The organism is Streptomyces sp. A0592 (genome assembly GCF_004795115.1).
Classification (GTDB): Bacteria; Actinomycetota; Actinomycetes; order Streptomycetales; family Streptomycetaceae; genus Streptomyces; species Streptomyces erythrochromogenes.
In genome coordinates this window covers 318,330-342,915 of the sequence record NZ_SSBM01000002.1, presented here as the reverse complement: position 1 = coordinate 342,915, position 24,586 = coordinate 318,330, and the positions used below count along the sequence as shown (strand labels likewise).

The window sequence follows — 24,586 nt, the reverse complement described above, 5'->3', positions numbered from 1 at the left end:
CGACTACTCCGGCGCAATCACAAAGCTAGAGAGAGATCTTGCAGAAATGGCAGAAAAGAGGATGGAAATATCCGGCAGGCAGGCGTAAGGAAACAATGCCGCCTACTTTTGTTCCGGGTGGACCCTCTTCGGCCGTGCAACGCGGGAAGGACCGGCGAACCCGTGGGACGCATGATGCTGAACGCGGCCGAGATACGATCATTCAATAGCAGGAATCTTGCATTCCCGTTCATTCGGTGCAGATTCGATCCGGTTGAACTCGACTGAAACACGCCCCTCCACCTATGCCGCGCGAATAGTCCGCCGGGTTCGCCCGGGAGGGCGATGGTACGGGGGTCTCTTCCCGGCGCGAACGAGGGAGCGCGGCCACGGCGCCGCACGCCGCCCCACCGGCCGCCCCAGGTCAGCGAAGTGATTGCCCGTCACAGAGCTCGTCGAGTTCGGCGGCGAAGAGCAGCGCCGGGTCGAAGCCCATGGCAGCGAAGTGGCCGGCGAGTTCCAGGGACAGAACGCCGTGCAGCCGGGTCCAGAAGACCAGGAAGCGGTGGAGGGCCGGGGGCTGGGCAGGATGGCCGCCGGCCCAGTCGCGATGCCCCGCCAGATGGGCGGCCGCCGCCGCGGGGCCGCTGGGGGCCGGCGTCGCGCGGGCGTCGAGCAGGGTGGTCATGATCTCGGCGGAGGAACGCCCCCCACCATGCCGCGGCCGCGCGCCGGGCAGCGGCGGGGCTGGCGGCGGACGGTCTGCGGCGGCGGACCTTCGCCCTGTGACGGGGTACGGCCCCGGCGCACGAACGCACGAGCCGTCGCCGGAAACGACGAAGGCAAGGAGAAGGCTCTCCTTGCCACTCTCAACTTATAGCGCGCCGGGGGGCTTGCCGCAAGGCCCCCGGCATGACGCAGAATCACCGATCGAAACCCACAACCTGCGGAAACGGGGACTCTCAGTGCGGGACGAGCGGGATGAGTACATGCGCGTCGAAGGGGCCGCGGAGCACGGGCCGTACGTGCTGGACCTCCAGGAGGTCGACGAGACACAGGTCTCGGTCGTCGGCGGCAAGGGGGCGCACCTGGGCGGGCTGTCACGGATCGAGGGCGTCCGGGTGCCGCCCGGCTTCTGCGTGACCACTGAAGCCTTCCGTCGGGTCATGGCGGGGGCTCCGGAGCTCGACGCTCTGCTCGACCGGTTGTCACAGGTGGACCCGGAGGACCGGGAGGCGGTCCGCGCCCTCAGCGCCCGGATCCGCCGGACCATCGAGGCGATCCCCGTGCCGGACGCTCTCGCGGCGGCGATCACCGGCGCGCTCGCCCGGCACGGCGAGCAGGCGGCCTACGCCGTCCGGTCCAGCGCGACGGCCGAGGACCTGCCGACGGCCTCGTTCGCCGGCCAGCAGGACACGTACCTCAATGTCGTGGGTCCTGAGGCGGTCCTGCGGCACGTCAGCCGGTGCTGGGCCTCTCTGTTCACGGAGCGGGCCGTGACGTACCGCAGCCGGAACGGGATCGGCCACCACGCGGTCGACATGGCCGTGGTCGTGCAGCAGATGGCCTTCTCGCACGCGTCCGGCATCCTGTTCACGGCCCACCCGGTCACGGGCGACCGCAGGACCGCCACCGTGGATGCCGGCTTCGGCCTCGGTGAGGCCCTGGTCTCCGGGCTGGTGAACCCGGACGTGTTCACGGTGCGGGACGGGGAGGTCGTGGCCAGGGCGATCTCCGCCAAGAGGCTCGCCGTGCAGGCCCTGCCGGACGGTGGTACGCAGGAGGTGCCGGTCGAGGCGGGCCGGCAGGAGCAGCCTGCGCTGACGGATGCGCAGGCCGTACGGCTCGTGCAGCTCGGGCGGCGCATCGAAGCGCACTTCGGCCGTCCGCAGGACATCGAGTGGTGCCTGGTCGACGACGGCTTCCGGATCGTTCAGAGCAGGCCGATCACGACGCTGTTCCCCGTTCCCGAGACCGGCGACCGGGACAACCACGTCTACGTCTCCGTCGGTCACGGGCAGATGATGACCGACCCCATGAGGGCGCTGGGCTTCTCGATGTGGCAGCTGACCGCCATGGTGCCGATGCACGAGGCCGGCGGAAGGCTGTTCGTCGACGTCACCGGGCGCTTGGCCTCGCCCGCGACCCGCGACGGCCTCCTGGAGGCCCTCGGGAAGGGCGATCCGCTGGTGAGGGATGCCCTGGAGACGGTCCTCGGCCGCGACGGCTTCGTCCCGTCGCTCCCGGACCCCGGTCCCGTCGTGCCGCCGGCCGGCGCTGCGCCGCTGCCCGACCCGATCGAGACCGACCCGGGCATCGTCACCGGTCTGATCGAGCGCAGCCGGGAGTCGATCGCCGCACTGGAGCGCGGCATCGGGACGAAGTCCGGACCGGCTCTCTTCGACCACCTGCTGGAGGCCTTCGAGGAGCACAAGCGGGTCCTCGGTGATCGGCTGAGCATGCAGGCGGTCATGGCGGGGATGGACGCCACGTGGTGGCTGAACGACAAGCTGCAGGAGTGGCTGGGTGAGAAGAACGCCGCCGACACGCTCACGCTGTCCGCACCCGACAACATCACCTCGGAGATGGGCCTGGCGCTGCTCGACGTCGCGGACGTGATCCGCCCCCACCCGGAGGTGGTGGCGTTCCTGCAGGGCGTCGAGGACGACGGCTTCCTGGACGAGCTGGCGAAGCTTGCGGGCGGGATCGAGGCGCGCGACGCCATCGAGGCCTACCTCGACCGCTACGGCATGCGCTGCGTCGGCGAGATCGACATCACCAGGCCGCGCTGGCGCGAGCGCCCCGCCACGCTGGTGCCCGTGCTCCTCGACAACGTGCGGAACTTCGAACCGGGTGCCGCCCGGCGGCGGTTCGAGCAGGGCCGGCAGAAGGCGCGGCAGAAGGAACAGGACGTGCTGTCCCGCTTGCGGGACCTGCCGGAGGGGGACCTCAAGGCCGACGAGACCCAGCGGATGATCGACCGGGTCCGGACCTTCATCGGGTACCGGGAGTATCCCAAGTACGACATCATCAGCCGCTACTTCGTCTACAAGCGGGCCCTGCTGGAGGAGGCGGAACGCCTCGTGCGCGCGGGTGCGGTCGCCGAGGCCGAGGACGTCTTCCACCTCACCTTCCAGGAACTCCACGACGTGGTGCGCGCCGGGCGGGCGGCGGACCCGGAGCTGATCCGGCGGCGCAAGGAGGAGTTCACGGCGTACCACGCGCTCACACCGCCCCGCGTGCTCACCTCGGACGGCGAGGCCCTCACGGGGGCGTACCGGCGCGACGACGTGCCGGACGGCGCCCTGGTCGGCGTACCGGTCTCCGCCGGGACCGTCGAGGGGAGGGCGCGCGTCATCCTGGACCTGTCGGAGGCCGACCTCGAAGCGGGCGACATCCTGGTGACGGCCTTCACGGACCCCAGCTGGTCGCCGCTGTTCGTCGGGGTCGCGGGTCTGGTGACGGAGGTGGGCGGCCTGATGACCCACGGTGCGGTGATCGCCCGTGAATACGGTCTGCCGGCCGTCGTGGGCGTGGAGCGGGCGACCCGGACGATCCGGGACGGGCAGCGGATCCGTGTGCACGGCACCGACGGGTACGTCGAGATCCTGTCCTGACCGCAGCACCCGGCGACCGCGCCGGGGACGGAGGGGCGGCCCTGCCGCGCCCGGAGCCTCGTACGGGGCTCCGGGCGCGGCGGCGTGTCAGGCCTTGTCCGCGGCCATGGGGGCGATCATCTCCGCCAGTACCGTCCGGCGGTCCTCGCCCTGGCGGGGGCGCAGAGCGCGGGCCAGGCGGGCGCTGTCGTAGTGCCAGCGGTGGTCCAGGTCGCGGGGGACGGTTGCGCTCTCGTGGAAGGCCGGTCGGGTGCCGAGCAGTTCCGTGAGGTCCTGGGCGAGATCACGCCACGAGACGTGGCCGCTGCACGCGTTGGCGACTCCGTGCACGGGCCGGTCCAGGCACTCGGTCACCGCCCGTGCCAGGGCTGCCGCGTGCACCCAGGCGGCTCCGTACCAGTCGTGTCCGCCGGTGCCGGGACGCGGCAGTTCGATCGGCAGGCCCTGGCGGGCGGACTGGTACAGGGTGCCGATGGCTCCCCAGCGCAGCTGCTCGCGCAGCCGGTCGTGCGCGCCCCAGACGATCGGTGACCGCACGGCGCTCGCGCCCCCGCGTCCCTCCGTCCCCGCGGCGCGCAGCACCAGGGCCTCGCAGTCCAGCTTGGCCTGCCCGTACGGGCTGACCGGCTCCAGGGGCGGCGCCTCCTCGGCGACCCGGTCCGTGCCGGGGTGCCCGTAGGCGTCGACGCTGCTGACGAAGACGAACGGTCCGCGCCGCCAGGCGTCGACCATCGCCTCCATCGCCGCCAGGTCCACGTCGTGGCGGGTGAAAGTGCAGGCGGCGTGGACGACCGCGTCCGCCTGTGCGACGGCGTCCCGCAGTCCGGCGAGGTCGCAGAGGTCGCCCTCGAAGACGTCGACGCCCTCGGTGGCGATCAGATGGGCGGACTCGGGCCGGGCCAGCGCCAGCACGGGGCGCCCCCGGGCGGCGAGTTCCCGTACCACGTACGCGCCCACGCCGCCCGTGGCACCGGTGACCAGCACCGTGCCCGGTCGGAGGTCCCGGGAGCGGGGGGCCGGCCTGCTCGCGGTCTTCGCCGCGCTCTGCCGTGCCGCCCGTTCGTCGAGGAGGGCGGTCAGCGCCCGGGGGGTGCGGGCCTGGAGGACGTCGAGGCCCGTGAGCGGCAGCCCGAGGTCCGTACGCAGCCGTTCGGCGAGCTGGACGGCCTTGAGGGAGTGCCCGCCGAGGGCGAAGAAGTCGTCGTCCGGCGACGGCCGGACACCGAGTACGGCGGTGAAGGTCTCCGTGACCGCCTCGGCCCGGGGGCCGGCCGGGGCGCTCGGCACGGACGGCGCGGGCAGCCGTGCGGGGTCGAGCGGCCCGGCGGCCGTGCGCGGCAGCGCGTCGAGCATCGTGACCGCCGCGGGAACGGCCTCGGGGGCCAGCGACCGGCGCAGCAGGCCCAGCAGTTCGTGACCGGACGGGCCGGTGCTGTCGTGGAGGACGGCGTAGGCCACGGGCGGCCCCTGCGCGGGCCGGACCACCACGGCGTCGGCGACCTTCGGGTGGGCGCGCAGGGCCTGCGCGGCCGGGTGCCGGTCGCCTTCCGGGGCGGAGTCGGCCCGGGCTCCGGGGTCCGGATCGCCGTCCGGGGTGGCGGTGAAGTGTTCCGCGTCGGGGACGGGCAGCTCGCCCAGGGCGAGTTCCGGGTCCGCCGCCACCGCGTGGAGGAGGGCCGCGAAGTCCCGTACGGCCGCCTCCGCCACGGTGTCGTCCAGGGTGTTCGCGTCGTACTGGACGAGGGCTTCGGGCCGATCGGCGTCGCCCAGCCCCAGGCCGTACGACAGGGTGAACTTCGCGCCGTCGGAGGGTACGTCGACGTACTCGGCCGACGTGCCCGGCAGCCTCAGGACCGTCGGCTCGCCGAGGACGTCCGAGGTGACGCGGACCAGCGCGGTGCCGTCGGCGCCGCGTGCCCCGGCGCCGAGGCGTTCGAGGACCAGGTCGAAGGGGATGTGCCGGTGGCGCTGGGCCTCGAGGAGCGCGTCGTTCACGCGGCGCAGCAGTTGGGCGAAGGACGGGGCGCCGGAGACGTCCACCCGTACGGGCAGGGTGTTGACGCACAGGCCGACGAGGCCGCGCATGGCGGTTCCGGTGCGGTGGGTGCCGGCCACGCCGATGACGAGGTCGTCGTCGCCGGTGAGGCGGTGCAGTGCGGCGAAGGCCGCGGTGAGGGACACCGCGAAGAGCGTGGCCTGCCGCTGTGCGCCCAGCGCCCGCAGGGCCTCGGGCACGGTGGGCGCGAGGGGCACGCTGCGCGCGGCCGCGGGGCGCGCGGCAGCGTGCGGCTCCGCCGGCGCCGGCCGGGGGAGGCGCGGTGGTTCGGCATCGGCCAGCAGGTCTGCCCAGTGCTTGAGTTCCGTCTCGAAGCCGGGCAGGTCTTCGTGTTCGCGGCGGGCGTGGTCGGCGTACTGCGGGGCTGCCGCGAGCGGCTGCGGGCTCGTTCCGTCGGCGGCCGCCGTGTAGAGGGACGCGAGTTCGGCGGCCACGGTCTCCAGCGATGCGCCGTCCATGGCGATGTGGTGGAACGTCAGCAGCAGGGTGTGGTCCTGCGGGCCGTGGCGCAGGACGAGCGCCCGTACGGCGTCACCTGCAGCGAGGTCGAACGGCCGGGCCGTCTCGCGCCGCAGCAGCGTCGCGGTGTGCGCGGCGTCGGTGTCGACGACGTGGACGGGGACCGTGTGCGGTGTCGGAAGCACCTCCTGGTAGGGCTCGCCCTCGTGCTCCGCGTAGCGGGTGCGGAGGATGGCGTGCCGGGCCACCAGTGAGGTGAGGGCCGTGGCGAACGCGGCCACGTCGAACGGACCGCGCACACGGGTGGCGAACGGTACGTGGTACGAGTCGCCCGTGCCGCCGAGCCGCTCCATCAGCCACATGCGGCGCTGGGCGCGGGAGAGCGGGACCTCTGCGGTCTGCGGGGCGTGGCCGTCCCGGCCCGCGCCCGCGGCGCCGGCGGCGGTGTCGGCGGGGGCGGGGGCGGCGGCGGGTTCGGCCTTCGTGCGCCGGGCCGTTCCGGCGCGGGCCCGGCGCAGCAGTTCCCGCTGGAGTTGCTGCCGGTCGCGGGCCGCGGGGTCGGCGTCAGTGGGCATCGCTGTGCTCCGGGGTCTCGGGGTGGAGGTCTCGGTGGGCGGCCAGGAGGGCGCGTTCGACCAGCGCGGCCTGTGCGGCGACGGTCGGGGCGGCGAAGAAGTCGGCGAGGGGGATCTCCACGCCGAGTTCCTCGCGCAGGTCCTCGGTGACGACGAGGGCGAGCAGGGAATGGCCGCCGAGGAGGAGGAACTCGTCGTCGGCGCCGGTGACCTCGATGCCCAGGGCCTGGCCCCACACGTCGGCGACGGCCTGCTCCAGCGGTGTCATCGGCACCGCCGGCTCGTCGGCGGGCCCGTTGTCCGCGGTGTGCGCGCGTGCGGTGAGGGCGCGCCGGTCGACCTTGCCGGCCGGGGTGAGGGGCAGCCGCTCCAGCACCGTGACGGCGTCGGGAACCAGGTGGGCGGGCAGGACGGCGGTGAGCCGCTCGCGCAGCGCCCCGCCGGCGGGCACGGGGCCGGGCGCGGCGACGACGAACGCGACGAGGCGCGCCTCGGGAGTGCCGGCGCCGTCGACGGTGACGGCGGCGTCGTCCACGTCCGGCTGTTCACGGAGGGCGTGTTCGACCTCCGCGGGTTCGATGCGGAAGCCGCGGACCTTCACCTGGTCGTCGTTGCGGCCGTGGAACTGCAGGATGCCGTCGGGGCGGAGGGAGGCGATGTCGCCGGTGCGGTAGAGCCGGCCGCCCGCGGTGGCGTGCTCGACGAACCTTTCGGCGGTGAGTTCGGGCAGGCCCGTGTAGCCGTGGGCGAGCCTGCTTCCGCCGATCCACAGTTCGCCGCGTTCGCCTTCGGCCACCGGCTGACCCGCGGCGTCCAGGACGTGCGCCGTGGCCCCGCAGATGGGCCTGCCGATCGGTATCGGACCCTCGCAGTCCTGCACGGTGACCCGGTGGGCGGTCGCGAAGGTGGTGGTCTCGGTCGGCCCGTAGCCGTTGACGAGCTCCAGCCAGGGGAAGGCGGTGAGCACCTCGCGGGCCTGCGCCGCGGCCATCGCCTCACCGCCCACGACGACCGAGCGGAGTTGGGCGAAGACGCGGGAGCGGCGCGCGGCGAGCTGGTGGAAGAGGGCCGTGGTGAAGAACGCCACCGTCACGCCGTGCCGTTCGACGTGCCGGGCGAGATCCTCCAGGGAGGGCCGCTGCTCGGTGCAGACGACGACCGCGGCGCCGTTCGCGAGCGCGACCCAGACTTCGAACGTCGAGGCGTCGAAGGTCATGGGTGAGTGGAACAGGACGCGGTCGCGGCCGGTGAGCGTGACGTAGTCGGGGGCGGTGACCAGCTCGGCGATGGCGCCGTGCGGTACGAGGACGCCCTTGGGGCGGCCGGTCGAGCCGGAGGTGAACATGATGAACGCCGGGCTGTCCGGGTCGGACCCGTCGACGGGGCGGCCGCTCGTGAGCGGCTCCTCGGGCAGGCGCAGGACGGGGCCGGGGAAGGCTGCCGCGTCCAGCAGCTTGGCGTCGCCGACGGTGAGCATCACCTCGGCGTCGGCGATCATCGCTTCCGTGCGCGGCCGGGGCTGGGCCGGGTCGAGGGGTACGCAGACGGCTCCGGCGAGCCAGAGGCCGAGCTGCGCAACGACCGTGCGGTGGGAACGCGCCGTCAGCAGCGCCACGCGGTCGCCGCGGGCCACTGCGTGCTCGCGCAGGCGTGCGGCGAGGGCGTGGCCGGCCTGGAGGAGGCGGCCGTAGGTGAGGGTGGTGTCGCCGTCCACGACGGCGAGGGCGTCGGGGGTGAGCGCGGCGTGCCGCGCGACGAGTGCCGGCAGCGTGGTCGCCGGACGCGGGTTCACCGGGGGCATGTCGGGCTTCGTCATGTCAGGCTCCTTCCGGGCGCGGGGTCCGGCGGTGGTCGATGAGGGCGGCGAAGGCGCGCAGGTCGGTGCTCCGCAGCAGCTCGGGGGCGCGCAGGCGCACTCCGGTCTCGCGTTCGAGGGTGGCCAGCAGCCGGGCGGCGATGATCGAGGTGCCGCCGGCGTCGGTGAAGTTGTCTCCGAGGCCGGTGCCGGGACGGCCGAGGAGGTCGCGCACGGTCGTCAGGACCAGCAGCTCGGTGGCGGTGGCATCGTCGGCGTCGTCGGCGGCATCGGCGTCGGCCGGGGCTCCCGCGGTGTCGGTCCCGGGCGTCTGCGCGGCGGTGGCCTCGGCGGCCAGGGCGGGTCGGTCCACCTTGCCGTTGGCGTCGAGCGGGAAGCCGTCGACGATCCGGACCGCGGCGGGGACGGCCTGCTCGGGGAGCCAGGGCCGGACCGCGTCGAGGAGTTCCGCGGGCGCCGGGTCGACGCCGTCGGCGAGCCGTACGTGGGCGACGAGGCGGCCGTGGCCGGAGCCGTCGCGCAGCACGCTGACGACGGCGGTTCGCACGCGGGCGTCCTGCTCGAAGGCGGCTTCCACCTCGACCGGTTCGATCCGCACTCCGCTGATCTTCACCTGGTCGTCGAGGCGGCCGAGGAAGTCCAGGCCGCCGTCGGCGTTCATCCGTACCCGGTCGCCGGTCCGGTAGAGGCGGTCGATCCCGGCAAGCGCCGGCTCGCCCGGGGGCGGGGTGAACCGGCGGGCGGTGAGTTCGGGGTCGAGGTAGCCGAGCGCCAGGCAGTGGCCGCCGACGCGCAGTTCGCCTTCCTGCCCGCGGGCGAGCGGGCGGCCTTCGTCGTCCGTGACGACGAGGGTGACGCCCGGCAGGGCGGTGCCGATGGGGGGCGGGACCTGGTCGCCGGCCTCCGGGTCGGTGCCGCGCATGGTGTGCGCGGTGGCGAGGACGGTGGCTTCGGCGGGGCCGTAGGCGTTGTGGACGGTGGCGGTGACGTCGGCGCCGGGGCGGCGGCGCATGCGGTCGCCGCCGACGACGAGGTGACGCAGCTCCAGACCTTGCGGCCAGGGCCGGTCCAGGAGCGGTTCGACGGTGGGGGTGGCCGCCACGGCGTGGGTGAGGCCGCTGTCACGCCACCAGTCGGTGAGGACGCGGCTGTCCCAGCGGGTGTCGTCCGGGGCCGGGACGAGGGCGGCTCCCGAGGTCAGGGCGGCCCACAGTTCCAGCAGGTGCGGGTCGAAGGCGACACCGATCAGCAGGGACTGGCGGTCGCCCGGTGCGAGGCCGGTCTCGGACCGGTACCAGTCCAGGGCGACGGAGAGCGAGGTCTCGGCCACGGCCACCGCCTTGGGGCGGCCGGTGGAACCGGAGGTGAGGACGGCGTACAGGGCGCCCTCGGGTGCGCGCCGGGTGCCGCGGACGGCGTCGGCGAAGGCGGCCACGGCGGTGGCGGGGGCGTTGACCCCGTCGGTGGGCAGCGGCAGCGGGGTGTGCTGCCCGCCGCGGTGGTCCGCGGGCAGGACACCGGGGTCGCCGATGAGGCAGGCGACGTCGAGGTCCTCGGTGACGGCCTGGATGCGGCGTTCACCGGGGCGGGGGCCGAGCGGCAGGTAGACGGCGCCGATCCGGGCGAGGGCCACGGCGGCCACGACGAGGGCGGCGGAACGGTCGAGACAGACGCCGACGAGGTCACCCGGCCGGACGCGGTCGCCCAGGGCGGCCGCGGCGTTCGAGGCGGCCGCGTCGAGGTCCTGGTACGTCCAGGTGCGGGTGGAGTCGATCACGGCCGGGGCCTGCGGGGCGCGCCGGGCCCATTCCTCGAAGCGGGCGAGCACGCTGCTCGGTTCGGCGGCCGGGCCGTGGGCGATGCTCAGCGCGGTGTCGGGGCCGGTGTCGAGCCCGGTGTCGTGGGGCGTGGTGGGAAGGGCGACTGCGGTCGAGGACTGGATCATCACGACTCCGTGGAAAGGGCGGTGGTGGCGAGGGCGGCGGCCTGGTCGGCGAGCACGGGGTTGCGGAAGAGCACCTTCAGCGGCGGGCGCTCGCCCAGCCGGGGCTCCAGCCAGGCAGCCAGCTCGGCGGCCAGCAGGGAATGGCCCCCGATGTGGAAGAAGTGGGAGCGGGCGTCGAAGCGGCTGTGGCCGAGGACCTTGCGCCAGCCTTCGGTGAGCAGAGCCGTCATCGGGTCGTCGGACGTGGCGGCGGTCGTCGCGGTGGCCGTCGGCTCGGGCTCGGTGGTGGTCCCGGTGTCGGGCGTCGCGGTGCCGTCGGGGTCGAGGGCCGCCGCGCGGCGGGACAGGGCCGTACGGTCCGGCTTGCCGCCGGCGAGGGTCGGCATGCTGTCGAGCCGTGCCCAACGGGCCGGCACGAGGGGGCCGGGCAGGCGGCGGCTCAGCTCGGCGTGCAGCGCCTTCTCGTCGAAGTCCGAGCCGGAGCCGTCGGTTCCACCGGCTCCGTTCTCGAGGAAGCCGACGAGCCGGGGCCCGCCGGAGCCCTCCCGGTCCAGTACGACGGCGCAGGAGCGGCCGCCCAGCACGGCGGACGCGGCCGCCTCGATCTCCTCCAGCTCGATGCGGTGACCGCGCAGCTTGATCTGGTGGTCGCGCCGCCCGAGGAAGTACAGCAGTCCGTCCAGGCCGCGGTAGCCGAGGTCGCCGGTGAGGTAGACGCGCTGCCCGTCGAGTGCGTCGACGGTGACGAACCGGGCTGCCGTCGCCTCCGCGTTGCCCGCGTAGCCCTCGGCGAGACCGGGCCCGGCGACGGCGAGTTCGCCGACCGCGCCGGACGGCAGCGGCCGGTGGTGGGCGTCCAGTACGTGGACCCGCTCGCCCGGGAGCTCGGTGCCCAGGGGGATCTCGGTACCGTCGGCGAGGGCGTCGCGGGAGATCTCGTGGACGGTCGAGCTGATGGCCGCCTCGGTGACCCCGTACACGTTGAGCACGGTGGCCCCGGTGTCGGCGAGGACGCCGCGCAGCGCCTCCGCAGGAAGACGCTCGCCACCGAGGACCAGCAGCCTGGGCGTCCAGCTCTCGTCGCGCAGCGCGGGGCGCAGGTCCTCGCGGGTGGCGAGGAAGTAGCTGGTGGGCAGGTTGGCGACGGTCACCCGGGCCGATCCGAGCAGTTCGGCGAGCTCGCCGCCCGTGGGCACCTCGTACTCGGGCAGGACCAGGCACGCACCGGCGTGCAGGGTCGGCAGCACCTCTTCCAGAGCCACGTCGAAGGACGGCTGGGCGAACATCAGGACCCGGTCCGAGGTGGTGAGGCCGAACCGGTCGGCGGTGGCCGTCAGATGGTGCACGAGCGCCGCGTGGCCGACGGCGACCGGCTTGGGCGTACCGGTGGAGCCGGAGGTGTGGATGACGTACGCGGTACCGGGCAGTTCGGCGGTTCCGTGCACGGGCGGCAGCACCGGGGCGTCGATCCGGGCGGTCGGCAGTCCTTCGGGCAGGTCCGGGGTGCCGTCACCGGTGAGGACGAGCGCCGGGGCGAGCCGTTCCAGCAGCAGGCCGAGGCGGGCCGGCGGGTCGGACGGGGACAGCGGGCAGTAGACGGCGCCGGTCCGCAGGCAGGCGAGCAGGGCGACGACCGAGTCGGTCCCCCTGGGCAGGACCGCGGCCACGGGCCGGCCGGGGGTCACGCCGGCGGTCTTCAGCCGCTCGGCCAGCGAGCCGACGCGTTCGTCGAGTTCGCCGTAGGTGAGGCGGCGGGCGCCGCACAGCAGGGCGGGCAGCGACGGGTGGTGCGCGGCCACCGGGTCCAGCGGATCGCGGTCGGCCGGGACGGTCGGTGCCTCGGCGGCCGGCTCGACGGCGGTCGGGACCAGGTCGGCCAGCGGCGTCCCGGGGCTGTCGAGATAGGCGCGCAGCAGGTCCAGGAAGCGGCCGGAGACCAGACGGGCGACGTCTTCGCCGAAGAGGTCCATGTCGTAGTCCCATACCAGTGTCATGCCGGGCGCGCCGTGGCGCGTGGTGACACCGCGGCGGTCGTCCGGGAGCAGGACCACGTCGAGGTCGAAGCGGGTGGTGCCGGTGTTGAAGCCCTCGAAGAGGGTGATGTCGAGGCCGGGTACGTCGATCTCGGGCAGCGGTGCGTCGTGGGCGCTGAACATCACGGAGAAGAGCGGGTTGTCGGCGCCGGAGGTGTGCATGCCGAGCGCCCGGGTCAGCTCCTGGACGGGCACGTCCTGGTGCGGCAGGGCCCGGATGAGGGTGTCGGTAACCTCGTCCATGGTGTCCTGGGCGGGGACGGCGGCGTCCAGGGAGAGCGACAGCGGGATGGTGTTCACGAACATGCCCACGGCGTCCTCGTATCCGAGGGGGCGGTTGCCGACGGCGGTGCCGATGACCATCCGGGAGCGGCCGCTGTGCCGGCGCAGGAGCTCGGCGAACAGCCCGAGGAGCGTGGCGAAGGGGGTGAGGCCGCGGGACCGGGCGTGCCCGCGCAGGCGTTCGGCGAGGTCGGCGCCGATCGTCTGGCGCAGCTGTCCGCCGTGGTGCCGGCGGCGTGCACCGGGGCGGGTCAGGCCCGGCAGCGGCATGTCGTGCTGCTGGTCGAGCAGTTCGGCCCGCCAGAAGTCGAGCGACTCGGGGGCGTACCCGGTTTCGGCGCGGTCCCGGACGTGGTCCGCGTACGAGGAGGCGGGCGGGAGCTCCAGGGTCTCGCCGAGGACGTGGGCGCGGTAGACGCGGAAGACGTCGTCGAGCAGGATCGCGAAGGAGTGCCCGTCGTGGATCAGGTGGTGCTCGACGTGGACCAGTCGGTGGTGGTGCTCGGCCAGCCGGACGAGGGTCCAGCGGATCAGCGGTGCCTCGAAGGTGTCGAGGGGGGTCTCGGCCTCGGTGCGCAGGAGTCGGGCGAAGGCCGCCTCGGGGTCCTCCTCCGTGCTGAGGTCGGTCGTGTGCAGCCTCGGTACGCAACTCGGCGCGACCCGCTGTGCCGGTACGGAGCCGGTGGAGGCGACGAGTTCCAGGCGCAGGCCGGGGTGGCGCGCCAGGGTGGCGGTGAGTCCCTTGTGCAGGGCCTCGGTGTCGAGCGTGCCCCACAGGTCGAGTGATGCGGTGAAGTTGTAGGCGCGACTGCCGGGCTGCATCTGCTCGTGCAGCCAGACGATCTCCTGCGAGGAGGAGAGGGGAAGCATGGGCGATCCCTGAGGTTGTGGGTCGGTCTCCGGTACCGGTCACGGTCGTGTCCGGCGGTCGTGCGGGGCGGCTTCGCGGGTCGCGCGAAGCCGTTTTCTGCGTGGGGGGATTGCCGTGGGGGGAGGCTCGGGGTGCGCGGCGGCGGGCGCGCCCGGCATGGGGCGCTGCGGGCCGGCAGGCGGCCGCGTCGGCGCTCGCGGGTGCCGGTTTCGGTTCCGCGCGGTGGCCGCGGTGGGGCGGGGCGCCGGGGGGTGGCCCGGGGCTCCTGCGTCGCGGCGGTCGGATCGGGTGGCGGGAGCGGACGCACGCGCGTCGTCCGTGCCACTGCGGCGCTTGGCCGTTCGGGTGTTCGGGCGTTCGGGCGTCAGGCGGCGGGGTGGGCGTTCGGCGGCGGGCGGGCTTCCGGGCGGCGGGGTGGGCCGCCCGGGGCACCGGCTTCACCGGCCGGTGTGGTCCGAGGGGCGCAGAGCCCGGGTGAGCGCGTCGAACGCCCGGTGCGCGGTCTCGTCGTCGAGTACCGCCCGGTCCCACACCATCCGCAGCCGGATCTCGGCTCCTTGGGTGACGGAGACGGCGAAGGGGCCGCGGACCGGCCTGCCGTCGACGTGGACCTCCCGTCCCTCGACACCGTCCAGCACGAGCGGCGGGCGGCGCGTATCGTCGTCGACGGTGAGCAGGCCGTCGAGGCCCCCGGTCCAGCCCGAGCCGGCGGACCGTACGGCGGCCACGACCGCGTCGAAGGGTACGTCGGCCCGGTCGAGGTCGTCCCACCAGGCGTCGGCCGTCGCCTCGGGGCCGGGGCCGTGGCCCTCACCCGGGCCGTTGCCGGTGTCGACCGGGAAGACGAGGGTGTTGAGGAAGCAGCCGACGACCGGCTCCGCTCCCGTGGGGCGGCCGCCCCACGGGTAGCCGAGCGGGACGGCCCGGTCGGGGCCGTACAGCTCGCGGGCGGCGGAGCGGCAGGCGTCGAGCAGCCCGGGGAAGGACACGCCGCCGTCGTGGGCGGGCAGCCGGGCCTGGGCGGCGCCGCTGGGCTTCGCGCCCTCGGGTACGCGTGCCGGACGGGGCTGCGGAGCGTGGGTGTGCAGCGTGCGCAGTCGGTCCGCCCAGTAGGCGGCCGCTTCGGGTGTCTCCGCCTTTTCCTCGGCGGCGAGTTGGCCGAGGACCGCCTCCCGGTAGGCGGTGAGCTCGGCTTCCGTCTCCCCCGGTGCGGAGCGCGATCCGGCGGCCTCCTCGGCGTAGGCGGCACCGAGTTCGTCGACGATCCGCGCCAGTGAGCGGCCGTCGCAGACGGCGTGGTCCAGGACGACGGCGAGGACGTCCTCCTCGCGCTCCTCGTCGTGCACCAGGAAGAGGCGCAGGGCGGGGCCCTGCGCATCCCAGGAGGACAGGACGCGCCGGAGCGCGTCGGCGGGCGACTCCCCCGGTGCGGCGGCGGCCGGCCGGGTCATGCTGACGTCCGGATCGGCGGCGACGCTCAGGACGGGAGTGCCGCGGACGACGGTGGGGCGGGAGCGCAGGGCGGTGTGCCGGGCGGCGAGCCTGCGGACGGCGGCCCGCAGGCGTTCGGGGTCGATGGTTCCGGACGGGAACGCGAAGAACATCGGCACCAGGTCGGGGCGTCCCGTCGGGTCCAGCGCACGCACCAGCACGAAGCGGCGCTGTGCCCCGGTGACCGGGAGGAGGGTGTCGGACCGGTCGCCGGCGAGACGCCGGTAACGGGCCAGGTACTGACTGGTGATGCTGAGCACGTGGTCCTCTTCGTCGTGGCCGCGTCGCGCGGAACGCTGCGGCGGCTGTGGCGGCGCTCCCCCGGGCGCCGTGGTGCGGTGGTCAGCCGGCGGGTGTGGGAGCCGGCCGTTCGTCGCTTTCGGCGGAGGCGGTGTCCCGGGGTGTCCCGGCGGCGGCGGCTTCGGCGCCGTCGTCGTCCTGCGGGGCGGGCAGGTCCCGCATCCGGCGCAGCGGGGAGAGCAGCAGCGGCAGGGGTACGGCGAGGATGCCGACGGCGCACCAGGCGAGCGCCGTGCGCGACCCGTACGACTGGGCGAGGGCTCCACCGAGGAGCGCGCCGAGCGGCAGGGTGCCCCACATGAGGAAGCGCAGGGTGGCGTTCATCCGGCCGAGCAGGCGTGGCGGGCACATGCCCTGGCGGAAGCTGACCTGGGCGATGTTGTAGACGACGGCGCCGAAGGAGACGACCGCCGAACCGGCGGCGAAGAGGACCGCCCCGGCGACACCGTGTCCGGACAGGGGCCACAGCAGTGCGAACGGGCCGGTCACGAGGAGGGACAGGAGGATGACCCGGGCCTGCCCCAGCCGGGCGGCGATGCGTCCGGCGGCCAGGGCGCCGAGGAGGCCTCCCACGGCCGACGCGGACAGCACCAGGCCGAGTCCGCCGGCCTCCAGGCCGACGACGCGGACGAGGTGCACGGTCTGGGTCGCCATGAGGACGGCCGTGCAGAAGTTGGCGAGGCCGGTGGTGAGGGCGATGAGCCTCAGCAGCGGGTGGCCGAGGATGAAGCGGACGCCCTCGCCGATCTCCTTGCGCAGGGAGCCCCCGGCGGTGCGCTCGGGTGCTTCCTCGGTCTCGTCGATGCGGAGCAGGAACAGGGCGGAGAGTACGTAGCCGACGGCGTCGACGATGACCGCGAACTGCGCACCGACGAGCTGGACCAGTCCGCCGCCGATGCCGGGGCCGGTCACGTGCGCGGTGGAACGGACCGTCTCCAGCGCGCCGTTGCCGGCCACGAGCTGCTCACGGGGCAGGATCTGCGGCAGGTAGCTCTGATGGGCTACGTCGAAGAACACGGTCGCCACGCCGGTCACGAGCGCGACGACGTACAGCTGGGCCATGGTCAGGACGCCGCCGAGCGCGGCGGCGGGGATGCTCGCCATGGCCCCGGCGCGCACCAGGTCGGCGCGGATCATCAGGGGCCGTTTGCGCATGCGGTCGGTGAGCGCCCCGGCGGGCAGCCCGACGAGCAGGAAGGCGGCGGTCTCGGCGGCGGTCAGGAGGCCCACCTGGAAGGCGGGGGCGTCGAGTACGAGAACGGCCACGAGCGGCAGCGCCACCAGCGTCACCTGGGCACCGAACTGTCCCGTGGCGGCTCCGGCGAGCAACAGTCGGAAGTCGCGCAAGCGCATGGGGCCACCTCTGGCGGCTCCGGATGTGTCGGACATGTGAACGACATTCACGGATCCATCGATCAAGAGTCAAAGCAAACCTGTCACTTTCGGACTTGTTTTGCGGCCCTTCGGTCATGGATCGGGAAATTTTTCGCACTACTCGGGGTAAGGCAGCGTGAATTCCCGTCGTTTCCGCACACGGCGCGCGGCAGACGGGGCAAGGGGGAACAGGGGACACGGCGAGGCGGCGGGCGATCCCACTTACCCTGAGTAACCGGTTCCACCCTGACCGAAAAGGTTCATCCGTAACCGTGCGCCTGCGGAGGCACACATTCCGTCCGTTATGAACACCGTCTGAAATAGAGGCAGTTGTCGCATGACGTCCCCCAACGCCCCCTATGGCAAGCGCTGCACGGCCCCGGTCAGTGGTGCAGCGCCACGCGACAAATCCGCTACCGGGCGGCCGGAGCACCGTGATACACAACCGAGGTGCAGAACACCGTGAAGTTCCCCCAGGTCCTGCGGCTGATCGAAGACCGCTCGGCCGCCTTCCGCGCGGCGATCGCGTCCGCCCCCGCCCTTGACGTCCAGGTCCCGACCTGCCCCGACTGGACCTTGCGCGAACTGGCGCAGCACCTCGGTGACGGCCGCCGCCGCCAGGCCGCCATCGTCGCGGCCGGCCCGGGCGCCGAACCCCCGGCGAGGACGGACCCGAAGGGCGCCCCGACCGCGCCCCGCGACCGCGAAGCCCTGGACGCCTGGCTCGCCGAGTCGACCGAGCTCATGCTCGACGCGATTCGCGAGGCCGGCCCTGACCGCGGTTGCTGGACCTGGTGGGGCCTCTCGCAGGCCCCGGAGACCAGCGGAGCCGTGGCCCGGCACCAGATCCAGGAGCTCGCCGTCCACACCTACGACGTCCAGCTCACCCAGGGAGCCGCACAGCCGCTGCCGGCGGACGTCGCGGTCGAGGGTGTCGACGAGTTCCTGACGACGGTCGCCGCGACGACCGTCCCCTGGCCGTTCAAGCCGGCGACCATCGACCTGCACGCGACCGAGGGCCGCTCCTGGCGCCTGACCCTCGACGCCGACGGCGTCCGCTGCGACGACCTCGCCGCCCACGCGGAGCCGGGCGACATGGCGACGCGGGGCACAGCGAGCGAACTGGTCCTCTACTTGTACGCGCGCGTCCCGCTCGACGCCTTGGAGAACACCGGCGACACCGAGCCGATGGAGCAGCTCGCAGAATGGGACCCGAACGCGTAACGCGCAACAGCGCCGTTCCGCGGCTCCGGGCAGCCTCCGGGCCTGCAGTTCAACGGCTGAAGGGGCGTCCGCGGGCGCCGCGCGCCATCTGTGCGACGGAGCGCGGCGCGGCGCCGCCCAGGCGGTCAGGCGTGGCCGACGGCAGGCGGGAGTACGGCGGGGTGGTCGAGGAACGCGAGCACGGCCCGCTTCTCCGGGAGGTACACCTCGAGCAGGTCGATCTCCGGGAGGGTGATCTCGCTGTGCCGCACGAAGCCGAGCCGGTTCAGGAGCGCGAGCGCCTTGGCGCTGGAGGCGTCGGGCTCGGCCACCGCGCGCAGCACGGCCGGGTCGCGGAAGGCGAACCGGGTGAGCGACCCGATCAGGGTCCTGCTGAATCCGGGCCGCGGCCGCCCGCCGCCGGGGCCAGCATCAGGTGGACGCCGATGTCGCCCTCCCGCACCTCGCAGCAGTGGCTGACCCGGTCCTCGGTGGGCTCGTACGTCTGGAAGAGCGCCACCGGCTCGTCGTCCAGCCGGACCATGTACGCGTGGTGCGTGTCGCGCCGGTCCACGTCCTCGTAGATCTCCTGGACCAGTTCCCGGCCGGCGCCGTTCATGCCCCAGAACTGTGCGCGCTCCTCGACGACTCAGGAGTGCAGCACGGCGGAGTCCGCGGCGGGATCGACCGGGGTGAACCGGACCGTGCCGAAGCCTTCAACGGTCTCGGTCATGCATGTCCGCGCGCGCGGGGACGAGGGAAGTGGACTCGGGTCTCATACGGGTTCCGTTTCTGCTCGGCGGGCAGGGGCCGGTGAGGGCCGGGAGCGCGCACGCGACCCGGGAGTTGGGGTGCCCTGACCATAGGACTCCCTAGAAGGGGCTCTCCCCAGGGGGTACGGACCCGTACGGGACGGCGCTCAGGCCAGAAAGCGCTCCAGGGCCTCGCGGGCGCGGGCATTCGAGGCCGCGGCGTTCGCCAGGGACCGGGCCAGGGCGTCGACCCACTCGTCCAGTTCCACTTCGCGCCGGGAGAGCACGATGCCCCGGACCTCGTGCAGTACCTCCCCGACCACTCGCCCGCGATCCAGGCGCAGTGCGAGCCGCTGCTCCCCGAGTGCGACGTCCAGCTCCACGACGGAACCCTCGCGCCCGGCCACCCGTTCCGCGAGGGAACGCCTGCGCCGGACCCGCACGGCGCCGGTCGGCAGCGAATCCGCCAGGTTCGCCGACAGCACCTGCGCGTACAGGTTCAGGTCCGCGCTGTCCCGCCGCAACGCCGCGGCCAGCAGTTCCACGTCCGTCTCAGCCATCGAGGCTCACCACCACGGTCGGCCGGTCGATGACGTGGTCGTCGCGCAGCGGACGCACCGCTGTCCCGATGGCGAAGAACTCCGTGGTGTGGCCTCCCCAGCCGTGTGTGTGCTGCTTGAGCTGCACGGCGACGATGCCTTCGGCCTCCAGGGCCTCGCCCTCCGCCCGCATACGGCTCATGGCCAGTTCGCGCGCGTCGTAGAGCGCCTGGGTGAACGGCTCGATCTCGACGTTGCGACCCGCGTTGCCCAGTACCTGCGTGAGGCGCTGGTGTGCCACGTGGTAGACGCACGACCCCATGACCAGGTCCAGCGGCGCGTAGCCGGCCCGGATCAGCGTCCAGAACTCCTGGCCGGACAGGTCGGAGGTGAACGGCTTGCCCTTGTTGTTGAGCCAGGTCCCGCCCGCTCCCGGGTCCGCACCGTCCGCCTTCACGGCCGTGCCGACCGCGATGAACTCCGCGATGTCCGACCCGAACTCCTTGAACTCGACGTCCAGCCGCACGCCCACGATCCCGTCCGCCCCCAGGGCGCTCGCCTCGGCCTCCATCCGGCTCATCGCGAGCTCGCGTGCGTGGTACATGGCCTGGGACAGCTTGGTCAGTTCCTGGTTCTTCGACCACCGGCCGAGCTGCAGGCCGACGTGGTGGACGGAGGCACCGAGGACCAGGCCGAGCGGGCGGAAACCGGCCTCGCGCACCAGCAGGAACTCGTTCACCGTCAGGTCCGAGGTGAAGAGCGAGCCCTTCTCCCCCGGCTGGAGTCGCGCGAGCCGGCGCATGGCGCCCTCGGCCGCGTCCTGTGCCGCCGGCTGCGCGGCTTCCCCGATCACGTCCCGCCCCGTACGTTCGGTCATCTCAGCTCTCTCGCTCCAGTCTCATGATGGTCAGCGGTGGTCTGGTGCCGGCGGGCCGCTCGGAGCGGCCGAACCGGGCGATGGAGGTGCCGACGAAGACCGCCTCGGCGGTCAGGTCGCGCGTCGACCCGTAGGAGGGGCACTCGCTCTCGCCCACGCGCAACTCCAGGTCGTCGACCACCACCCCGTCGCCGCCGTGCTTCTCCGTGTCGAGGACCAGCTGCTTGCGGGCCTCCCGGCGGACGTGGCCGATCAGTTGGGTGTAGCAGTCGACCTCTTGGTTCCGGGCGGCGAACGGGATCCGGAAGGAGGTGCGCCAGTCGTCGTGCCGGATCGCGAAGGCGACACCGAAGGCGAGTGCGACGGGAACCCACCCGGCGTGCACGAGCCTGGCGAAGTCCTGGCCGTCGAGGTGCGACGTGAAGGGCGCGCGCGGCCGGATGCGCGAGCGGGCCCGGACCGCGGTGCCCCGCACCGTGAACTCCAAGCCACCGGCCGGGAATGCGCCGACCTGCAGTTCCACGCCGACGATGCCGTCGCCGCCGAGCGCCGCGCATTCGGCCACCGCGCGGGCCAGAGCCGTCCGGCGCGCCGCGTACAGGGTCTTCACCTGCTGCGACAGGGAAGACGCCCATCTCGATGACGGCACCGGGTTGTTGTCGTCGGTGACCGCCCAATTACCCGGGCAGCCCCAGACACCCGTGTACCCGATGTTGAAGACGGCCGTACCGAGCACCTGCCCGACCGGCTCGAACCCGACACCGCCGATCGCGGCGAACTCCTCGCTCGACAGCGCCGAGTCCCAGGTGGCGCCCGACCGCGGCGTCGCCCTGCCTCCGGCGCTGACAGCCAGCCGACCGGCCTTGTCCGGATGCGTCATCGACCCCCGCCATCGGTCTCTCGGCTTCCTGCGCGGATCGCGCCCCCGTTCGGCAGCTTATGCCATCGGCGGAACCGGCGAAGCGGCGATCACGAGCGGCGGGCGCCTGTCGCCCTGTCCGCCTGCGTGCCGTGGGCACGACGCCACTGTGGATCTTCGGATGCCAGGATGAGCCGCAGGTCCTGATGTCCTGAGTGACTTCCCCCGTCCCGCTGGGGCGGGGGCATGCCGACCCGAGAGGGAACCATGAACCGCAAGCTGATACCGGCCGCCGCCGTCGCCACCTGTGCCGCCGCCGTCCTCGCCTTATTCGCCGGGCCCGTCAACGCCGACGACGCCCCCGGCCCCGTCCCCTCCCCCACTACCTCACCCACCGTGGGACCGTCCGCCCCGGCCACCACCCGCCCCACGCCGGTCCCGCCGAGCACCCCCCACCCGGGCACCCCGGCCCCGAACACCCCCGCCCCGCAGCCGAGCAGAACCCCCACCGGTCTGCCGGGCGGAGGCACCGGCAGCTCGCCCGCCCCCGGCTGCGCCCGCACCGTCCCACAGCTCGCTTTCCTCCGGGGTTCCTGCGAGGACGACCTCTGCGTGGACGTGATGCGAGACCGCATGGACCGCTCCAACGAAGGCGCTGCGGACATCGCACTGACGGCGCGCCACGCCGATGACGGCACCACACTTGTGTCCCTCGACGCCGGCTAGGACATGACGTGGACGGTCCGGGGCGTGGGTCGGGAATGGATGCCGCCTCGTCGCACGGACGGGCACCAACCGCGTGCGCCCACCGGGATCCGGCGCCTGGGCCGGGCCGCGATGGGCGGGGCCTGGTCGGGCGCGTGGAGGCTACTGGAGACGTGTCGCAGTCCGGATGAGATCGGCGACGGCCAGGGACCGGCTGTGCGGTGGCCAGGCGATCAGGGTGGTGACTGTCGGCGCGTCCAGCACGGGCACGGCGACGAGGTCTTCGTGCAGTTGGGCCCGGCACGACTCCGGTGAGACCGCACAGGCTCGGCCGAGCGCGACGAGCTGCAACAGCTGCGCGTGGTCGCGGACCCGCGGGCCGGGGCCGGGCGGGTAGGCGCCGTCGGAGTCGGGCCATCGCGGGAGGGGCAGGCCCGGTAGCCCGGTGATGTCGGCCATGTGGACATGGGCCCGCGCGGTGAGCGGGTGCCCGGCCGGCAGGACCACGACCTGGCCCTCCGTGCTGAGCTCTTCGGTGTGGAATCCGGCCGTCGAGTCGAACGGCCGGTGCAGCAGCGCGACGTCGGCCCGGCCCTCGCGCAGGAGTCGCTGCTGCTCGCCCGGACCGCACAGGATGACGTCGACGGGGACCGCGCCGGGTGCGGCGGCATACGCGTCGAGCAGTCTCGCCAGCAGGTCCCTGGACGCGCTGGCCTTCGTGACCAGGACCAGGCCGGGGCGGCCGGTCGTAGAACGGGCGGCGCGGCGGGTCCGGCGCTCGGCGGCCTCGACCGCGTCGAGTGCCGCCCGGCCTTCGACCAACAGCACCGAGCCTGCCTCGGTCAGCGTGACCGCGCGACTGGTCCGATCCAACAGCACTGCCCCGAGTCGGCGTTCGAGCCGCTGGATCGCCCGTGACAGCGGTGGCTGCGCGATCCCAAGCCGCTGCGCGGCACGCCCGAAGTGCAGCTCTTCAGCGACAGCGACGAAATACCGCAGTTCCCGGGTCTCCATCCGGCCACGCTATCCCGGATCAATACCCTGACGGTATCGCCGGGTACCCGATCGGTCTTGGACCCCGGCCGAGGCACGAGGGCAGCATCGTCCCCATGACTGAACGAACGATCGCGCTGGTCACCGGCGCGAACAAGGGAATCGGCTACGAGATCGCCGCAGGCCTGGGCGCCCTCGGTTGGAGCGTCGGCGTCGGCGCCCGCGACGAGCAGCGCCGAGGCGCCGCGGTGGAGAAACTGCGCGCCGCCGGCATCGACGCGTTCGCCGTACCGCTGGACGTGACCGACGACGCGAGCGCGACCGCCGCCGCACAGCTGATCGACGAACACGCAGGACGCCTCGACGTCCTCGTCAACAACGCCGCCATCACAGGCGCCATGCCACAGGAGCCCACTCGGATCGACCCCGCCACCCTCCACACGGTCGTGGACACCAACGTGATCGGCGTCATCCGCGTCACCAACGCGATGCTGCCGCTGCTGCGCCGCTCCGCCTCACCGCGGATCGTGAACATGTCCAGCAGCGTCGGCTCCCTCACCCGGCAGTCAGGACCCGCCGCCGAGCAGACGGCAGGTCCGGTGTCCGCGGCGTACGCGCCGTCGAAGACGTTCCTGAACGCGGTCACGCTCCAGTACGCCCGGGAGCTGGGCCGCACGAACATCCTGATCAACACCGGCTGCCCCGGCTACGTCGCCACCGACCTCAACGGCTTCCGCGGCGTGCGCACCCCCGAAGAGGGCGCGGCGATCGCCATCCGGCTCGCGACCCTGCCCGACGACGGCCCGACCGGACAGTTCTTCGACGACGCCGGCGCAGTGCCCTGGTGATGTGCCTGCGGCCATCGTCCGCCAGGCCTGAGGCCGCTGCGCCCACCCCTCTCGAACGGGTCCCTGACGACTGGGCCGGCAGTCGGAGCAGGTGGCCACCAGGCCGGTGCGCGCCGACGCCAGTCAGCAGGTTCGTGGGGCCGTGTCGCCGTCCTGATCGGCCGAGTGAAGCAGTTCGAGGACACGTTCCTCGTACCGGACGCGGGCCGGGGAGAAGTCGTACGGCATCTTGCCGATGGCCTCCATCGCGCTCATCCGCACCGCCCCGTCCCCTTCCTCGCCGGCGTGGTCGTCCTCCCGGTCCAGGAGGACATTGAGGGCCTCTTCCAGGCCGGAACTTTCGCCGGCGGCTGCCAGGGCGGCCTCGTGAACACATCGCTGCACGGCCAGGTCTTCGATGCGGGGGTCGTCGGTGGACATGCCGTCGTCCAGGGCCGCCTCGGCCTCGGCCAGCCGGTCCTCCTCGGCCCGCAGCTCGGGGTGGGTGGCCAGGACGATGAACCGGCCGGCCTGGATGGCGGCGCCCAGCGGGCCGAAGATGCGCTCCGTGACCAGGAGGGTGTCCAGGTCGGCGGAGCGCAGGGCTCCGGGCGGTAGACCGTGCAGGCGGCCAGTGACCAGCGGTGAGAGCAGGCCCAGGGGGCTGCCCACCTCGCGGAGACGGTTCACGGCGGCCCGCTGGGCCTCGATGGCGGCCGCCTTGGACGCGAGGGACTCCTCCAGGCGTACCAGGGACTGCTCGATGTCGGTGGCCCCCCTGAAGGCGGCGTGGATGTCATCCAGGGGGATACCCGCATCGGCCATCCTGCGGATCCACAGCAGGCGGGTCATGTCGTCGTATCCGTAGCGCCGGCGGTCATCTCTCCCGCGTTCCGGTTCGGGGAGGAGCCCGATGGCGTGGTAATGGCGGATGGCGCGGGGTGTGGTCCCGGCGAACGCGGCGGCATCACCGATCTTGACCCGGCGGGGAATCGCAGGAAGGGGCATGCGAGGGAACCTCTCGATCTCGTGC

Annotated in this window: 17 protein-coding genes and 1 pseudogene; 4 read left to right on the top strand and 14 right to left on the bottom strand. The window is 73.4% G+C overall.

Annotated features, from left to right (window positions below; translation table 11 throughout):
- Nucleotides 1–403: 403 nt before the first annotated feature.
- Nucleotides 404–637 (bottom strand): annotated as a pseudogene (locus E6U81_RS04715) (TetR-like C-terminal domain-containing protein); the annotation flags it as partial.
- A 331-nt stretch (nucleotides 638–968) separates the two neighbouring features.
- On the opposite strand from E6U81_RS04715, the gene rph reads away from it, so the two are divergent.
- The gene (rph, locus tag E6U81_RS04710; RefSeq protein WP_136228782.1) at nucleotides 969–3,596 is read left to right on the top strand and encodes a rifamycin-inactivating phosphotransferase; all 2,628 of its coding nucleotides are present in this window, start codon (nucleotides 969–971) and stop codon (nucleotides 3,594–3,596) included.
- A gap of 87 nt (nucleotides 3,597–3,683) precedes the next feature.
- Here the strand turns inward: rph and E6U81_RS04705 are convergent, their stop codons facing one another.
- The 6 genes from E6U81_RS04705 to E6U81_RS04680 all read right to left on the bottom strand — a co-directional run bounded on the left by E6U81_RS04705 (nucleotide 3,684) and on the right by E6U81_RS04680 (nucleotide 16,777).
- The gene (locus tag E6U81_RS04705; protein WP_136228781.1) at nucleotides 3,684–6,686 is read right to left on the bottom strand and encodes a condensation domain-containing protein; all 3,003 of its coding nucleotides are present in this window, start codon (nucleotides 6,684–6,686) and stop codon (nucleotides 3,684–3,686) included.
- Nucleotides 6,676–8,502 carry a non-ribosomal peptide synthetase gene (locus E6U81_RS04700; protein ID WP_136228780.1) on the bottom strand — a complete coding sequence of 609 codons (1,827 nt, stop codon included), beginning with the start codon at nucleotides 8,500–8,502 and terminating at the stop codon, nucleotides 6,676–6,678. Before E6U81_RS04700 ends, E6U81_RS04705 begins: the two co-directional genes overlap by 11 nt.
- A 1-nt stretch (nucleotide 8,503) precedes the next feature.
- Nucleotides 8,504–10,447, bottom strand: coding sequence for a non-ribosomal peptide synthetase (locus tag E6U81_RS04695; protein WP_136228779.1), 1,944 nt, complete (start codon nucleotides 10,445–10,447; stop codon nucleotides 8,504–8,506).
- Nucleotides 10,447–13,632 (bottom strand): non-ribosomal peptide synthetase, encoded by a 3,186-nt coding sequence (locus E6U81_RS04690; RefSeq protein ID WP_136228778.1) that lies wholly within the window; start codon nucleotides 13,630–13,632, stop codon nucleotides 10,447–10,449. The genes E6U81_RS04695 and E6U81_RS04690 overlap by 1 nt, the downstream gene beginning before the upstream one ends.
- Nucleotides 13,633–14,070: 438 nt before the next feature.
- Nucleotides 14,071–15,384 (bottom strand): condensation domain-containing protein, encoded by a 1,314-nt coding sequence (locus tag E6U81_RS04685; protein ID WP_136228777.1) that lies wholly within the window; start codon nucleotides 15,382–15,384, stop codon nucleotides 14,071–14,073.
- Between the two features lie 82 nt (nucleotides 15,385–15,466).
- Nucleotides 15,467–16,777 (bottom strand): MFS transporter, encoded by a 1,311-nt coding sequence (locus tag E6U81_RS04680; RefSeq protein ID WP_240803629.1) that lies wholly within the window; start codon nucleotides 16,775–16,777, stop codon nucleotides 15,467–15,469.
- Between the two features lie 471 nt (nucleotides 16,778–17,248).
- Here E6U81_RS04680 and E6U81_RS04675 point away from each other — a divergent pair, with 471 nt between their 5' ends.
- Nucleotides 17,249–18,022, top strand: a complete 774-nt coding sequence (locus E6U81_RS04675; protein ID WP_136228775.1) for a maleylpyruvate isomerase family mycothiol-dependent enzyme — start codon at nucleotides 17,249–17,251, stop codon at nucleotides 18,020–18,022.
- A gap of 125 nt (nucleotides 18,023–18,147) precedes the next feature.
- Here the strand turns inward: E6U81_RS04675 and E6U81_RS41895 are convergent, their stop codons facing one another.
- The 5 genes from E6U81_RS41895 to E6U81_RS04655 all read right to left on the bottom strand — a co-directional run bounded on the left by E6U81_RS41895 (nucleotide 18,148) and on the right by E6U81_RS04655 (nucleotide 21,049).
- A complete protein-coding gene (locus E6U81_RS41895; RefSeq protein WP_346766125.1) occupies nucleotides 18,148–18,384 on the bottom strand; it encodes a GNAT family N-acetyltransferase in 237 nt (78 codons plus the stop codon).
- A complete protein-coding gene (locus tag E6U81_RS41890) occupies nucleotides 18,384–18,620 on the bottom strand; it encodes a GNAT family N-acetyltransferase (RefSeq protein ID WP_346766122.1) in 237 nt (78 codons plus the stop codon). Before E6U81_RS41890 ends, E6U81_RS41895 begins: the two co-directional genes overlap by 1 nt.
- 300 nt (nucleotides 18,621–18,920) lie before the next feature.
- Nucleotides 18,921–19,313, bottom strand: a complete 393-nt coding sequence (locus tag E6U81_RS04665; protein WP_136228774.1) for a hypothetical protein — start codon at nucleotides 19,311–19,313, stop codon at nucleotides 18,921–18,923.
- Entirely contained in the window at nucleotides 19,306–20,169 is an 864-nt protein-coding gene (locus E6U81_RS04660; RefSeq protein ID WP_206309835.1) for a heavy metal-binding domain-containing protein, read from the bottom strand. Before E6U81_RS04660 ends, E6U81_RS04665 begins: the two co-directional genes overlap by 8 nt.
- A gap of 1 nt (nucleotide 20,170) precedes the next feature.
- The gene (locus E6U81_RS04655; protein ID WP_136228773.1) at nucleotides 20,171–21,049 is read right to left on the bottom strand and encodes a heavy metal-binding domain-containing protein; all 879 of its coding nucleotides are present in this window, start codon (nucleotides 21,047–21,049) and stop codon (nucleotides 20,171–20,173) included.
- A gap of 375 nt (nucleotides 21,050–21,424) precedes the next feature.
- Between E6U81_RS04655 and E6U81_RS41645 the strand changes: the two genes are divergently transcribed.
- The gene (locus E6U81_RS41645; RefSeq protein WP_136228772.1) at nucleotides 21,425–21,754 is read left to right on the top strand and encodes a hypothetical protein; all 330 of its coding nucleotides are present in this window, start codon (nucleotides 21,425–21,427) and stop codon (nucleotides 21,752–21,754) included.
- Between the two features lie 141 nt (nucleotides 21,755–21,895).
- Here E6U81_RS41645 and E6U81_RS04645 read toward each other — a convergent pair whose 3' ends face one another.
- On the bottom strand, nucleotides 21,896–22,747 hold the full coding sequence (locus tag E6U81_RS04645; protein WP_136228771.1) for a LysR family transcriptional regulator: 852 nt from the start codon (nucleotides 22,745–22,747) through the stop codon (nucleotides 21,896–21,898).
- Nucleotides 22,748–22,842: 95 nt separating this feature from the next.
- On the opposite strand from E6U81_RS04645, the gene E6U81_RS04640 reads away from it, so the two are divergent.
- Nucleotides 22,843–23,574: an SDR family NAD(P)-dependent oxidoreductase gene (locus tag E6U81_RS04640; protein ID WP_136228770.1), complete on the top strand. Its 732-nt coding sequence runs from the start codon at nucleotides 22,843–22,845 to the stop codon at nucleotides 23,572–23,574.
- Between the two features lie 123 nt (nucleotides 23,575–23,697).
- Here E6U81_RS04640 and E6U81_RS04635 read toward each other — a convergent pair whose 3' ends face one another.
- Nucleotides 23,698–24,561, bottom strand: coding sequence for a MerR family transcriptional regulator (locus tag E6U81_RS04635; protein ID WP_136228769.1), 864 nt, complete (start codon nucleotides 24,559–24,561; stop codon nucleotides 23,698–23,700).
- Nucleotides 24,562–24,586 lie beyond the last annotated feature (25 nt).

Coding starts and splice junctions, on each gene's coding strand:
- rph (WP_136228782.1), top strand. CDS start 969: ATGCGCGTCGAAGGGGCCGCGGAGCACGGGCCGTACGTGCTGGACCTC.
- E6U81_RS04705 (WP_136228781.1), bottom strand. CDS start 6,686: ATGCCCACTGACGCCGACCCCGCGGCCCGCGACCGGCAGCAACTCCAG.
- E6U81_RS04700 (WP_136228780.1), bottom strand. CDS start 8,502: ATGACGAAGCCCGACATGCCCCCGGTGAACCCGCGTCCGGCGACCACG.
- E6U81_RS04695 (WP_136228779.1), bottom strand. CDS start 10,447: ATGATCCAGTCCTCGACCGCAGTCGCCCTTCCCACCACGCCCCACGAC.
- E6U81_RS04690 (WP_136228778.1), bottom strand. CDS start 13,632: ATGCTTCCCCTCTCCTCCTCGCAGGAGATCGTCTGGCTGCACGAGCAG.
- E6U81_RS04680 (WP_240803629.1), bottom strand. CDS start 16,777: ATGCGCTTGCGCGACTTCCGACTGTTGCTCGCCGGAGCCGCCACGGGA.
- E6U81_RS41890 (WP_346766122.1), bottom strand. CDS start 18,620: ATGAACGGCGCCGGCCGGGAACTGGTCCAGGAGATCTACGAGGACGTG.
- E6U81_RS04665 (WP_136228774.1), bottom strand. CDS start 19,313: ATGGCTGAGACGGACGTGGAACTGCTGGCCGCGGCGTTGCGGCGGGAC.
- E6U81_RS04660 (WP_206309835.1), bottom strand. CDS start 20,169: ATGACCGAACGTACGGGGCGGGACGTGATCGGGGAAGCCGCGCAGCCG.
- E6U81_RS04655 (WP_136228773.1), bottom strand. CDS start 21,049: ATGACGCATCCGGACAAGGCCGGTCGGCTGGCTGTCAGCGCCGGAGGC.
- E6U81_RS04645 (WP_136228771.1), bottom strand. CDS start 22,747: ATGGAGACCCGGGAACTGCGGTATTTCGTCGCTGTCGCTGAAGAGCTG.
- E6U81_RS04640 (WP_136228770.1), top strand. CDS start 22,843: ATGACTGAACGAACGATCGCGCTGGTCACCGGCGCGAACAAGGGAATC.
- E6U81_RS04635 (WP_136228769.1), bottom strand. CDS start 24,561: ATGCCCCTTCCTGCGATTCCCCGCCGGGTCAAGATCGGTGATGCCGCC.